Origin of the sequence: Aporhodopirellula rubra (assembly GCF_014192335.1) — a bacterium.
Lineage (GTDB): Bacteria > Planctomycetota > Planctomycetia > Pirellulales > Pirellulaceae > Rhodopirellula > Rhodopirellula rubra.
In genome coordinates, this window is record NZ_JACHXU010000008.1 from 155,393 (window position 1) to 168,216 (window position 12,824).

At 55.2% G+C, this 12,824-nt stretch carries 12 protein-coding genes; 8 read left to right on the top strand and 4 right to left on the bottom strand.

The features are described from left to right. Positions 1-7: 7 nt before the first annotated feature. The 8 genes from arsS to FHS27_RS12990 all read left to right on the top strand — a co-directional run bounded on the left by arsS (position 8) and on the right by FHS27_RS12990 (position 8,300). Positions 8-1,009 (top strand): arsenosugar biosynthesis radical SAM (seleno)protein ArsS, encoded by a 1,002-nt coding sequence (arsS, locus tag FHS27_RS12955; RefSeq protein WP_184305353.1) that lies wholly within the window; start codon positions 8-10, stop codon positions 1,007-1,009. A gap of 269 nt (positions 1,010-1,278) precedes the next feature. Continuing rightward, positions 1,279-2,055, top strand: coding sequence for a helix-turn-helix transcriptional regulator (locus FHS27_RS12960; protein ID WP_184305435.1), 777 nt, complete (start codon positions 1,279-1,281; stop codon positions 2,053-2,055). A 241-nt stretch (positions 2,056-2,296) separates the two neighbouring features. Next, positions 2,297-2,644, top strand: a complete 348-nt coding sequence (locus FHS27_RS12965) for an SseB family protein (protein WP_315854547.1) — start codon at positions 2,297-2,299, stop codon at positions 2,642-2,644. Positions 2,645-2,989: 345 nt separating this feature from the next. Next, a complete protein-coding gene (locus FHS27_RS12970) occupies positions 2,990-4,339 on the top strand; it encodes a porin (protein ID WP_184305355.1) in 1,350 nt (449 codons plus the stop codon). A 240-nt stretch (positions 4,340-4,579) separates the two neighbouring features. Further along, complete coding sequence (locus FHS27_RS12975; protein ID WP_315854548.1) at positions 4,580-6,517, top strand: membrane or secreted protein; 1,938 nt, start codon at positions 4,580-4,582, stop codon at positions 6,515-6,517. Positions 6,518-6,737: 220 nt separating this feature from the next. Beyond that, positions 6,738-7,457: a 6-phosphogluconolactonase gene (gene pgl / locus FHS27_RS12980; RefSeq protein ID WP_184305357.1), complete on the top strand. Its 720-nt coding sequence runs from the start codon at positions 6,738-6,740 to the stop codon at positions 7,455-7,457. A gap of 59 nt (positions 7,458-7,516) precedes the next feature. Then, a complete protein-coding gene (locus FHS27_RS12985) occupies positions 7,517-7,876 on the top strand; it encodes a hypothetical protein (protein WP_246419711.1) in 360 nt (119 codons plus the stop codon). A 130-nt stretch (positions 7,877-8,006) separates the two neighbouring features. Then, a complete protein-coding gene (locus tag FHS27_RS12990; protein ID WP_044257365.1) occupies positions 8,007-8,300 on the top strand; it encodes a hypothetical protein in 294 nt (97 codons plus the stop codon). 28 nt (positions 8,301-8,328) lie between these two features. Here the strand turns inward: FHS27_RS12990 and FHS27_RS12995 are convergent, their stop codons facing one another. The 4 genes from FHS27_RS12995 to FHS27_RS13010 all read right to left on the bottom strand — a co-directional run bounded on the left by FHS27_RS12995 (position 8,329) and on the right by FHS27_RS13010 (position 12,817). After that, positions 8,329-9,249, bottom strand: a complete 921-nt coding sequence (locus tag FHS27_RS12995; RefSeq protein ID WP_184305358.1) for a hypothetical protein — start codon at positions 9,247-9,249, stop codon at positions 8,329-8,331. A gap of 185 nt (positions 9,250-9,434) precedes the next feature. Then, a complete protein-coding gene (locus tag FHS27_RS13000) occupies positions 9,435-10,706 on the bottom strand; it encodes a GNAT family N-acetyltransferase (protein ID WP_184305359.1) in 1,272 nt (423 codons plus the stop codon). A 100-nt stretch (positions 10,707-10,806) separates the two neighbouring features. After that, positions 10,807-10,959, bottom strand: coding sequence for a type B 50S ribosomal protein L36 (ykgO, locus tag FHS27_RS13005; protein ID WP_044257420.1), 153 nt, complete (start codon positions 10,957-10,959; stop codon positions 10,807-10,809). Between the two features lie 94 nt (positions 10,960-11,053). Beyond that, positions 11,054-12,817, bottom strand: coding sequence for a hypothetical protein (locus FHS27_RS13010; RefSeq protein WP_246419713.1), 1,764 nt, complete (start codon positions 12,815-12,817; stop codon positions 11,054-11,056). Positions 12,818-12,824 lie beyond the last annotated feature (7 nt).

Here is a 12,824-nt window from a genome sequence, read left to right on the forward strand (position 1 = left end):
CATTGTTGTGCTGCCGATCGTCGAGAGTGGATCGTCCGAGGGCGTCGTGACGCCGTTCTCGCAGCGTGTTCGGGCGAATGGTGATCGGTTTTTGCGACGAGAGCTAACAGAACTTCAAATCAATCTGGGGAAGCTCTGCAACCAGACATGCACGCATTGTCATGTCGATGCGGGGCCGACCAAGCGACGCGAGAACATGACCGGCGAGGTGGCCGAGCGGATCATGTCCCTCGCGGCCGAGACGCCGAGTTTGAAGGCGGTTGATTTGACGGGGGGGGCACCGGAAATGAATCCTCATTTTCGAGAGATGGCGAGGACGTTCCGTGCGGCGGGGTTGCGAGTCATCGACCGATGTAACCTGACGATTTTGTCCGAACCTGGATTCGAATGGGTGGCACCGTTTTTAGCGGAACACGGTGTTGATGTGATCGCGTCACTGCCGTGTTATCTCGAAGACAATGTCGACTCGCAGCGGGGCAATGGCGTTTTCGATCGGAGTATCGCGGGACTGCGACGACTCAACGAACTCGGATACGCCGTGCCGAATCAGTCGGGCGACCCTCTTCGGTTGGATCTGGTTTACAACCCGACGGGCCCGCACCTGCCACCGGACCAGAAAAAGCTCGAGGTCGATTACCGGCGCGAGCTTCGCAGTCGGTATGAGATCGAGTTCGATTCTTTGTTGGCGATCACCAATATTCCTATCCGCCGATACGCTCAGTATCTGCGAAAACGCGGTGTCTACGATGATTACCTGACGATGCTCGCCGACGCCTTCAATCCCGCCGCGATCGACGGTGTGATGTGCAGGTCACTGGTTTCGATCGGTTGGGACGGGCGGATCTTCGATTGTGACTTCAACCAAATGGTGGATCTCTCGATTGAGTCACCCACGGTGTGGACGGTCGAGTCGTTAAGCGATTTCGTTAATCGACCGATCGCATTGGCAGATCACTGTTATGGCTGTACTGCGGGAGCGGGTAGCAGTTGTTCAGGCAGTTTGGTCTGAGGCGAGCGGATTTTCGATGCCCCGATTGCGGGCTACTGTCCGATGAAGACATTTCGCCGTGCTTGAACGGGGGGCGGACAAAATTCCCGATTATTGTCGAATAATCGGTTTGAAACCCTTTCCGAGAGGGGGGAGATACGGGATGCTCAACTTGAACGTTCTGTTTGTCAGGGCTCTCGTATTCGCGATGCACGGGGATTGGGTGTTTTACCGAACAACGCCCATTCTCTCGGCTTCATTCTCGTTGCGTCATGGTTTTTGCTTTGTCAGTGTGGAAACACACGACCGTCATCGCACCGCAACAAACGGGTGATCCGTTTGAGCTGCAGGAGAACGTTGCGCTCTGCGATAAGGAAATCGAACGCGATTTGCAGATTCTGAGAGAGAGCGGAGACCTCACGGTGTTCCGGAATTGCGTTGAGAACAACGCGGCCGACGGGGCATTGAATGAGCATTTGGACGCACTCAATTTGTCCGCGTCCGTTTTTGTCAGCACGAATGACCGCATCCTGCTCGGATACAACCGTATCGCGGGCCAGTACAACGCGTTCGAGTTGTCGATGTTGGGGCGACGGACGCCGAACCATCCTTCAGGATCGAGCCGATATCTCGATGAGACGACCGACAAGGCGTTGTTGGGCGGCGCTAGAGTGTTGTGGTACGAACATGAAGCACCGGCAGCGAATGGTCATTGGTTTCGGTGGTCGACATTGAAAATGCGGGTCCTCGAGAACCAATCCAGATCTTTTTGTCTGTTAAATCTGTCGAGACCGGTCCAGTTGTTGCCTGAGGTGAAGGCGTTGCCGAGTCGGATGCTGAATGAGCAATTGGTGATGTATCGCCAACTCGATGAAACCGACCGCCGAATCTGCGAGGGGATCGCGGTGGGGGATTCCACTGCCGAGATTGCTGCCGCGGTTGGTCTGACTCGTCGCAGCATCGAAGTCCGCCGGGGAAAAATCTTGGAGCACTTTGGGTTCTCACGCAAAGTGCAAATTGTGAGATTGCTGGTCCGGTTGGAGGAGAACGGGCTCCTTCCTGACTAATCTATGGCATCGGATTGGCACGCATTGCTTCTGCATTTCCTCCAAACTGGTTATATTGTCAGGGCCGACTCGAGAAAGTGAGTACTTTTGGTCGGTGGGAACGGACCTCTCCCCTCAACAGAAGCTGCCCGATGGATGATGCAGTGCCTCTCGCCGAACTTTTTTTGGGTCACGTTCATTCATGGGTGCCGAGTCGGAGCTGAACGGTCAGAGTTTTCGTGAAGCGATTTTGCGCCATGATGTGGCGTCGATCACCCGTCAATTGGTCGAGAGCCATTTCGTGTTGATTCACTTGGCCGAAGAGTCAGAGGCCGACGAAGTGCTCGGCGCATTGACCGCGTGCAGCGAAGGACGGGACTATCTCGTTGTCTTTTCGAGCCAGGCGCAGGCGAGTCAGTTCGTTGAATCACGGACGGATCTGTTCGAGGAGGAGTCCGAAGTCAGCGGATTCTGGGTCGATGGCCGCACGATGCTCGACTACCTCGACGATGAACTCGGCATTCTGTTGAACCCCGATGGTGAGGGTCACCGCCAGATCGGGACCGATCTGGTTCGAGAGATCTTGGACGAATTGGGCCTCGAGGGCTGATTTATCTTGTCTGCTGGGGGGTTAGCCTAACGTGCGAGAACACGGGTTTTCCCTCAGTTGCAGGCGATTAGCCTGCGCAACCGGAATAGATTGACATTTTGAGTGTCAGATACTGTTTCGACCGGTCTTTTCCTATCGATGGTCTTAATTTTGACGATTATGCGGGCCGATACGACTGTTGTGAACTTAAATCCCTGATTTCGGGACTTTCATCACTCGGTCATCCTTAGTTGAAGGGTGTACGACCCTCCAAACGCTGTTTACGGACGACAGCGAGACAGAGTGGGCGGGATGGAGGTAGACCATTTGGATCAGGGAAACCATCGGGGGAAGGATCCACTTAAGATGAAGTCGAAACGATCTAAATTATTGTTAGTTATTGGCGGGATCGCCGCTGCGACTTGGGGTTCGGCTGGCCTGACGGCGACGGCCCAGGATGCCTTGGTCTCCGAAGCTGCCTACCATCAGCCGGCACAGGACGCTGATCTGATTCAGCAAGTCGGCTTCTGTGGCGGCGGCTCAGAATGCGATGCGGCTCCCGTCTATGAAACCGATTGTGGTTGCGAGACACCATGTGATTGTGACATGGGTGGTTGCTGCAGCGACGAGGCCTGCGGCTGCGATGAAGCCGGTGGTTTCTTGCTCAACGGTTGCGAGTGCGACCTCGGCGAGCCGTTCTCGCTCTTCGGCGAAGCTCACGGCATTTCGGTCGGCGGATGGGCTCAGTTCGGTTACCACACTGCGGCAGTTCCGTTGTTCAACAGCCGTCCTGACGAGTACCAACTGCATCAAGCCTGGTTGTACGCCGAGAAGGCAATCGACACGAGTTCAGGGTTCGATATCGGTGGACGAATCGATTACGTCTACGGTGTCGACGCTCAAGACACTCAGGCGTTCGGGATCGACAACGATCACTGGGACAATGACTGGGATAACGGGGCCTACGGCCATGCGTTGCCACAGGTATATGGCGAAGCCGGCTACGGTGACCTTTCGGTGAAGTTTGGGCACTTCTTCACGATCATCGGTTATGAAGTCGTCGCCGCCCCAGACAACTTCTTCTACAGCCATGCGTACACGATGTATAACAGTGAACCGTTCACGCACACCGGTGCGTTGTTCACGTACAATGTTGGCGACGATGTAACAGCATATGGTGGTTACACCATGGGTTGGGACAGCGGGTTTGAGGACAATGGTGATTCGTTCTTGGGCGGAACGTCGGTGGCGTTATCGGACAATTACACGCTCACCTACGCCGCGACCGGTGGCCGCTTTGGGAAAGCATTTCCTAACGGTAACGAAAGCGAACGAGGCTACATGCACTCGATCGTTTCGGACGTGACCATCACTGACAAGATTCAGTACATCGGTCAATCGGATTATCTCCGGACGAAAGATGCCGATGGCAATGTTCTTCGTGACACGATCGGGATGAACAACTACCTGATCTACACCATGAGCGATTGCTTGGCGGTCGGTTCACGATTCGAGTGGTACGATTCGTCGGGCGTGTTTGACAATGAAGTCGACATCTACGCGTTGACCTTGGGTGCCAACTTCAAGCCTCACGCCAACGTGCTGGTTCGTCCAGAAGTCCGCTGGGACTGGGTCGATGGCAACGCTGCAAACATCTTGGAAAACGACGACGATCAGCAAACAACGTTCGGAATCGACACGATTTTCTTGTTCTAGCCGAACGCAGCGGCTTGCCGCTGGCTAATCATTCGCTGTGCGACATTTGAGACGAGGCGGTAACGATTGTTGCCGTACTCGTCTTTTTGCGTGGTAACAGCATGAATCAGTCCCCTAATTGAGGGGGTGTTTTCGCCTTGTGCTGTGTGCCGGTTGGCTGGCACCATTTCGCTGGTAATATGCGTGGGATAACATGCATTGTCCACGAACTCCCCAAAACAATCTTTCGCGGAATCCAACGTGATCCATCGTTTTTCATTGAACCTTCGATATCTCCCTCTGTTCCCGCTGCTCATTTTCGTCGCAGTACTCGCAGGCGCCGATCGCACCGCGAAGGCTGACGACTACGTGAGTGGTCTGCGGCTATTGCCTGCGGACGCAGCGGGTGTGGCTTGGGTCGCGGACATGCCTGTGTTGGCAGAGTCGTGGAAGGAGACGACGTTGCATGAACTCGGCCAAGATGACCTGATGAAACCGCTCGTCGAAGCTAACCTTGGTGCCGATGGTGCGTTGTGGAGCAATGTCGGTGACAAGATCGGTGTCCGTCCGAAAGACCTCTATGAGATTGCGTCGGGAGAAGTCGTGGTTGCTTGGTTGCCGTTCGAGAACGATCGACGTCGGCCGTCGTGTTTGTGCGTCATTGCCGATATCCGCAGCAATCATCAACAAGCCCTCACCGTGGCCGACCGAATCGATCAGGATCTCAAAGCGGATGGCGCTACGCGAACGGATGTCGAGAAATTCGGCGAGACGATTCGTGTTTACCAACCCAAGACACGTCCCGGTCAACTGAAGATTGAACAAGTCGTCATTGCGGTGACCGAAGACCGGATCATCGCATCCAACCGCGATTCGGTCGTGGTGGAAATGCTCGAAGCGATTCCTCAAGGTGGACTGGCGGAATCGGTGGAAGAGGCCCCGCTGTTCAAAGCCGTCGCAGACCAGGTGAGTGATCGGATTGAAGTGAAGAAGGCCGGTTCGACTTTGCAGTGGTATGTCAGACCGCTTTCGATGGGACGCATCTTGCGGGATGTGGCGAAAGTCGATCGCGGCAACAAAGTGAAGATCCTGAATTTGCTTGAAAACCAAGGCTTTGATGCTATCCAAGCGATGGGTGGGACAGTGGTCGTTCGCCAAGATGAGTTCGACCTGTTGCATCGTGGCTACATTCACGCTCCACCGGTAACCGATCAACCGGATCGCTATCGTTTGGCAGCTCGGGTTCTTCAGTTCCCAAACGGAAATCTACAACAGTTGCCAGGATGGATTCCAAAGTCGACCGCATCGGTTACTCAGATGAATTGGGAAATGGAGAAGGCGTTCTGGGCACTCGAGTCGTTGGTGAATGAAGCTTTCAACGACAAGATCTTCCGACCCACGATTGCAGGGATTCGGGATGATGAAGAAGGACCACAGATCGATATCGAAAAGAACGTGATGCCTAATCTCGGTCGCCATCTGTTGTTGCTGACCGACAACACCGAACCGATCACAGTCGATTCGGAACGCCTGCTCGTTGCGATTGAGGTAATCGACCAAGACGTAATCGCCAGTGCGATTGAGAAAGCGATGGAAGTTGAACCCGACGTTCTGCTGGTCGAATCTGTCGACGGCGTGGATATTTGGAAAGTCCAACGGGGTGAAGGTGAAATCGAAGAGGAAGCGTTCTTTGATGATTTCGGTGGCGACGATGACATGCAAGAGGAACAGCCACCACTTCTTGACACCTGGGCGATCGCGATGGTCGGTAAAGGTGCGGGATCGGACAAACCCTATTTGATGTTTTCCAGCCACGTCGATTTTCTAGTCGAAGTCGCTGAGCGAATCGCATCGGGAGCAGGTGATGGTCTAAATGACCAACAAGAGATTAAAGACCTTTTGGAAACGACCAAAGATTTCGGCGGCGAGAAACCATCGATTCAGAGAATTGTGAGGCTCCGGGAGTCACTGCAGGCGAAGTACGAATTGCAACGTCGCGGTGAACTCAAAGATAGCGATTCGGTTCTCGCGACGATCATTCGCCGATTGTTTCAGGACGAAGAACAGGAAGACATTGAGCGTCCTAACGCATCAAAATGGCCTCCGTACGCCGACGTGAAGAAGTTCTTCAAAAACGCATCTAGCTATGTGGAAACGACCGATACCGGTTGGTCGCTCAACGCATTCTTGTTGCACTAATTTTCATTTGAAGGTCTCTCTCGTTTAAGACGCCGGCGGAAATTTTGACTGACGGACGATGTCCTATTTCTTGGCGTTGTCCGTTTCTAGCCAGTCCGTTTCTAAATATTCGAACAACGACTCGAATCGGAATCGCTTGTGTCGGAGCATTTGCGGCGTTGGTAGCAATGACGGTGAGGGATCGTTCACACACTTCTACATCCTACGAAAGAACCGCATCATGACCGTTGAGACACGAAGAATTACCGACCCACCAACCCTGGCACGTGAATTTGCCAAAGACTTCGCCGCGTGGGTAGAAAAACAGAATCATGACAAAATCAGTGTGGCCCTTTCCGGGGGTAGCACACCCAAGATTTTGTTCGAATTGTGGGCGAGTGAGTATGCGGATGCCGTTGATTGGTCGCGCCTGCATTTCTTTTGGGGTGACGAACGGTGTGTGCCTCCCGACGACTCTGAAAGCAATTATGGCGTCGCGAAGGAGTTGTTCTTCGACAAGGTGCGTCTACCAGATGAGAACATTCATCGTGTGCACGGCGAAGCGGATCCGGAGCAGGAGCGTGTGCGTTATGAAGAAGAAATTCGTTCGATCGTTTCGAGCGATGAGAATGGTATCCCTCGTTTTGATCTGATGCTGCTCGGCATGGGTGACGACGGACATACCGCATCGATTTTTCCGTATCAGCGTGAATTGCTACAGTCACCTCGCATTTGTGAGGTGGCACAGCATCCTGTGTCAGGTCAAACGCGAATCACGCTCACGGGGCCCGTCATCAATGCATCGGCAAAGATCGTGTTCCTGGTAACCGGTGCCGGGAAAAAAGAGGTGCTAGCCGATGTGATTCATCACAAGGGAGCGTTTGAGACCTATCCGGCGTCCTACATTACCGAGGGTGACGTCGTTTTCTATGTTGATGAAGCGGCAGCAGAAAAATTGTAGTTTTTCGGCACGATAGTCGCCCCGTCCGACGTCATTTGATGTCTCTATGGAAGCGAAGCATGCGTACTCAAACTGTCCGATCCCGAATATTCCGTTCCTCACGGCAATCCCCAATTCAGCGGCGGAAAGCAAAGAGTCGAGCGGAAGTGTCGCTCAAGATGATTGTTGGGATGGTTCTGGGGATCGAGCTGGTGGGGGGACCGGCGCTCTTGGCGATGAGCATGTTGGGGGGCTTTGATTTGGTTCAGTCACCCGTCTTCGCAAGTTGGTGGATGACCGGCTTTGCCATCGTGGGAGGTTGGTCAGGCGTTCGATTCCTGCCGCGGTTCTCGAGAGACCGCGGACCAACGGTCGACTTCCTGATCGACCCAAGACATGTTCGCAGTTCGCTCGGGTTCTACGATTATCCAAAACTCTGACGCCGAGACCGCTTGCCTTTCACGCCCACGAAGCCAAGGATAGTCTGTCGTGCCGGCCCGCGAATGCGAGTCCGGCGTTTGACAGGATTGGTTTACGAGTCTTTTGGTCTGGATAGAAGGAACGACATCGATGTCCCGCTTTTTTTTCGGCGTCATCTTGGGTGCCGCGCTGATGTATGGGGCGATGCACTACCATCTCGTCCGTGGACAAGATGGTATTTTCATGGTGCCGAAAGTCACCAGTGATCTGGGTGACATCTACGTTGACATTCGAGGGTTCACGCTCGAGGATTGGAAGCAGCACAAACCGTTGGCTGCAGCCATCATGAACAGCGATCGTTCCGAAGTGTTAGCCGATTCAACCTTATCCGGGTTTCGCGACAATGTTCACTCGTTGGTCGATCGACTGTTGTCGAACGATTGATTGTGACCTGTAGAGAGAACTTCTCTACCTATTGGTCGCTTTCTTCTCCTCCACCACGGCGTCCGCGTCCGCCTTCACCGCCACGGCCTCCGCGAGCATCACCGCCGCGTCCGCCTTCTCCGCCACGACCGCCGCGTGCGTCACCGCCACGCCCGCCTTCACCGCCGCGACCTCCTCGGCCCATGTCGCCGAAGTCAAAGGGTTCGCCTTTCATGTCTTCGAACTTCTTTTTCTGTTCGGGTGTGAGGACAGCCATCACGTCTTTTTCGATCTCTTCGCGGATCTCTTCCATCTTTTCACGCATGCCGTTTCGGTCACCCGACTGCATGAGGGATCGCATCCGCTCACGCATTTTTTCTTCTTGTTCGGAGCGAACTTGTTGGAGCGTTTCGCGTTGTTTCTTGCTCAATTCGATCGCGTCTTGGATTTCGGTGTCACCAAGGGCGATCAATCCACGACGTTGTAGAATGAGTTGGTCAAGACGCTCGAGTTGATCAAAGCCGAGTACCTCTTCGAGCAGTTCGCGATGCTTTTCGGCTTGTTTCTTTTGTTCTTCTTGCATCTTGCCGAAGAATTCAGCACGCTCTTCTTGGGTGGCGTTTCGGAAATCGAAGTCACGCGCACCGCTGTTGCGAGGCTCTTCGCGGATCCGTTCTTCAATTTTTTTCAGGCCTTCTTCTTGGACCGATTCGAGTTTGAGGTGTTCGCGGACTTCCGGTGAACGCAGCAACGCCATTGCTGGATCTCCGCCACGCGTCATGCCACCGCCTGGTCCACCACCGAATCCGCCGCCCCGGTTACCGCCACCTCGGTTACCACGGTCGCCGCGACCGCCTTCGCGTTCACCGTCTCTCGGCGGTTGAGCCGATGCGATGGAAGAGATTGGGAGTTCTGCAACAACACTGAAAGCCAGTATTGCCGTTGCGACGAAGGCGAAATGTTTTTTCATGACTAGAGTCCTTGATACGGATGTGGGGGGTCGGTTGTAGCAGACGTCTCACGCACACAGTGTGCAGAGGGGGATGACAGAGAGCCAATAGAAGAGTGCCTTGGCATACCCTCGTGAGATGGTCTAACTCGGATAAAACCCTTTCGTTGTAGAAAAGTTTCGCGAGCACGCGTTTCGGGGGCTTTTTAGCCGAGCTTCTTGATTCCCGCGGTCGGGTGGATGGCCCGCCAAGCTTTTTTGATCGTGCCCTTCATCGGCATTTGCTTGACGTAACGCGAGAACGCATTGTTGGCGGAGTGGGTCAGGCGATGCCACGTGGAGTGAGTAATCGTCCCGTAGGCAACCTGGGTTGTCGTTGCCGTTTGTTTCTGTTTGTAGGGTTGTTCGCCGTAGCCCATGTCGATGCAATCGATTCCATACCTCGTCGATTCACGCACCAATTCCGTGAACAGTGCTGTTCCTGGGGAATAGCGGGAATAGGTTGGGTCATAGGTCGGGAACCAATAGTGGAGCCGGCCCTGTTCGATCATTCCGTAGTGAGCTGCGACGACTCGGTCACCGGCCCAAAGCACCGACAGCAGCCCTCGCAACGGATCATGGTCAAGACGTTCTGATGAAGCAGAGTTTGAGCTGCCGTGCAGCACTTCGATCATCCGCCGGGTCCAGTCAGGCAGAAAAAGATCGAGGATATGCGTGCGTTGGTACTGAGCCCTCTTCCAGGCGATCGTCTGGGCGAGCACCTCGGGCGACCGACAATCCACCTCCAGCCGGATGTCACCGACCTCCCGGCTGAGCTTGCGAGTCTTCTGGCCCTGTTTGCTGATTGTTCGGTGGTCTTTCACGAGTTGACGCAGGTAGCCTTCTGAGTCGCCAGCAAAATCTGCTTGATACGCGCCAACGCTGTTGAGGCGATACTCTGTCGTCCAGCGTTCGGCGGGATGGATAATGGCGTGAAGGTCAAACGCGAGGACATCACAGGCCTTCAACAGTGCCGGCCATTTCACGTGTTCGGCGGGAAGTCCGATGACGTTTTGAGCGTCATTAAGAAACCGGCCAGCCGGCACGCCCACTCGTCCAATCCGGTGGAACGGTAAGAACCCGATCGCCTCGTCCAAACCGTCGGGAGTTGATCTCTTGATGACCGCGACGAGGACGTCACCGCGCGCCCGGTGGACGGCAGCGGAGAATCGAGATGCGAAAAAAGGCTGGTTCCACTGACAGTTCTGTCCCCGGAGAGACTCCCATTTCGCGAGGAGTTCAGGTGAGAGCTGGTCGAAACGGAGAACCGAGATTGTCGGTTCGTTGACGTCGTCAACTTGAAAAGGTGCCTGCCCGTTTGGGTTGTCGATCAACCTTTTGTCACCGCGCAGGGGATGCCCGCCACCGGCTTGATCGCCGGGGGAAGCGGGGATTTTGCCCGCATCGGGCAGGGGTTCGGGGAAAACGTCGGGCAACACCGTGGCAGTCGCAATACTCGGCAGAGAATCTCGGTACGAACTGAGGTACGCGTGAATCTAAGATTAGCCGAGGAACCCCGTTAGCCAATAGATAACAGGTTTATCGACGACGTTTTTTAATCTTTGCTCCGCCTTGGCGGACTTTGAATTTCGGATTGCTTTTGCAAATCACGTAAATTCTGCCGCGACGCTTCACGACTTGGCAATCAGGGTGGCGGTATTTCAACGCGCCGATACTGCTAACGACCTTCATGGATGGTTTCTCGGAAGATGGGCGATTGTAAAGGATTTTGTTTTTGGCCCCGCAGAATAGCGAAATTTCTACGCTCGGCAACGCCAATCGCGGGCTAACGCAGCATTTGCTCGAACGCCGAGGTCAATTCATCGACCGGAAATAGGCAAAATGAGAGCTCTCGGCTGGCCAAAATCTGCTCTTCCGTCTCCTGGAGTCGCAGACGTTGGAGTGACGCCTGCATTCGCTGGCGATCGGTTTGTAATTCGGCAGCGAGGGCGTCATTGATGCGCTCTAACTCGCGATGCCATTGCCCGCGGTTGCCTTTGGCCGGAATATCGTCGAGCAACTCGCGTTTTCGATTAATCAGTGGTTGAGCCTGAGAATCTCGACCGTCCAACCACTTTTCGCCGTGAAATTGGGTGTCGCGAATTTGACGATGCAGACTCTCCATTTTGACTGCTCGGGCCGGGTCGCGATCCTGACCCGGCAATCGAACCGTCGCCGAAACCACCTCAAAGGCGGGTGGAGTCAGATGAAAAAATTGGCAGATGATACGATCGGCGAGCTGGTCATATTTCCCGCCGCCGATTCCATGTAAAAACAGATCGCTCAACAGCAATCGGGCGAACATGGTTGTCATCAAAGCCCTGGGCCGAAGCTTAAATTCAGGGGATGCGGCATCGATCAACGCCGATGCTGCGGAGTCACGATTGTCGGCCGGCAGGAGGATGGAGCCTGATCCGTCAGGTGTGGATTGACGGTCGCTGAGTTCGAGTTGGTTGCCGACTTTCCGCACCCAAACCGCTCGGCGGACTGGCCGATCGTTTCCGTAAACCCACAACGGCAATTCCAGCCACTCGTCGTCGCGACCGAGATTAGGGACCGGGTGGGCAGAGCTGCGGATGCCGTGCCAGGCGCGATAGTGGTCGGCGGCGTCGTTGTAGACTTGATGAAAACGCGCTGCGTCGTCGATGATTTCCATGACGAATCGGGCGAACGGAAGCCCCCGAACTGCTACGCCGAGCGGGATCTCCAGCGTTTGCCAACCGAGCTCACCCTCAAGGGAATGACGGGCCTGAGCCAAGGCACATCCGGCAATTTCGCAGCGTCGGATCGCCGCGCGGGCGTGGGGCCACAGTTGGGTAATGCAGGGATCAGGCACGAGCGGCGCGATCGCTTGACGCACCGCGGAATCGAACTGGTCGAATTGCCGGAGGTCCCGGATTCTCGCTTGTTCGAAGGGGATTCCTGCGCCGCCGACGTCATAGCTGACCGTTTCGTAGCGAACGCGTCCGGCCGAATCGCGAACCGGGATGCGAATCGATCGGCTCGCGGCGACATCATTGTCGATGACTAGGTTGATCGCATGAGCGCCCGTGTCCCGAGCAACCCGGTCAAGTGCAAAGTTCTTAAACCAAACCCCTGGATGGAACAGGGTTGGTTGATGACCGGCCATGACGACAGGAACCGAGGCGCGATCGGAATCGACGCCTGCCTCGGACGAGGTGCCACGGGAGGTTAGCCGAAGCGAGGGCACATCGCGGTACGCGGCGGTGTACTGGCGAGAATCCGCGAGGAGCTGCGTCCGCGCGTGATAACGCAATTCATCCCAGAAATTCGCGTCCGCCGCGGCGTCTGAGGTCGATGGGGCGAGGGGCCCGTGCTGGGAAAGGTTGCTCTTGAGCAACAACTCGGCATCGCTGAGCGGCGGGACGATGAGGGCGGTTTTGTTATCGCCGCACGCCCGATATTCCCGGTAACCGCCGTCGTTTGGGTGAGAATCCCTCGATTCAGGACCACGCGGTTCGGTTTGGTCCAGGCCCATAGCGCAGTCGGGAGGCGTCGGAGAAGGATTGGGGGTGATCGTGTCAGTCAAAGCGGAA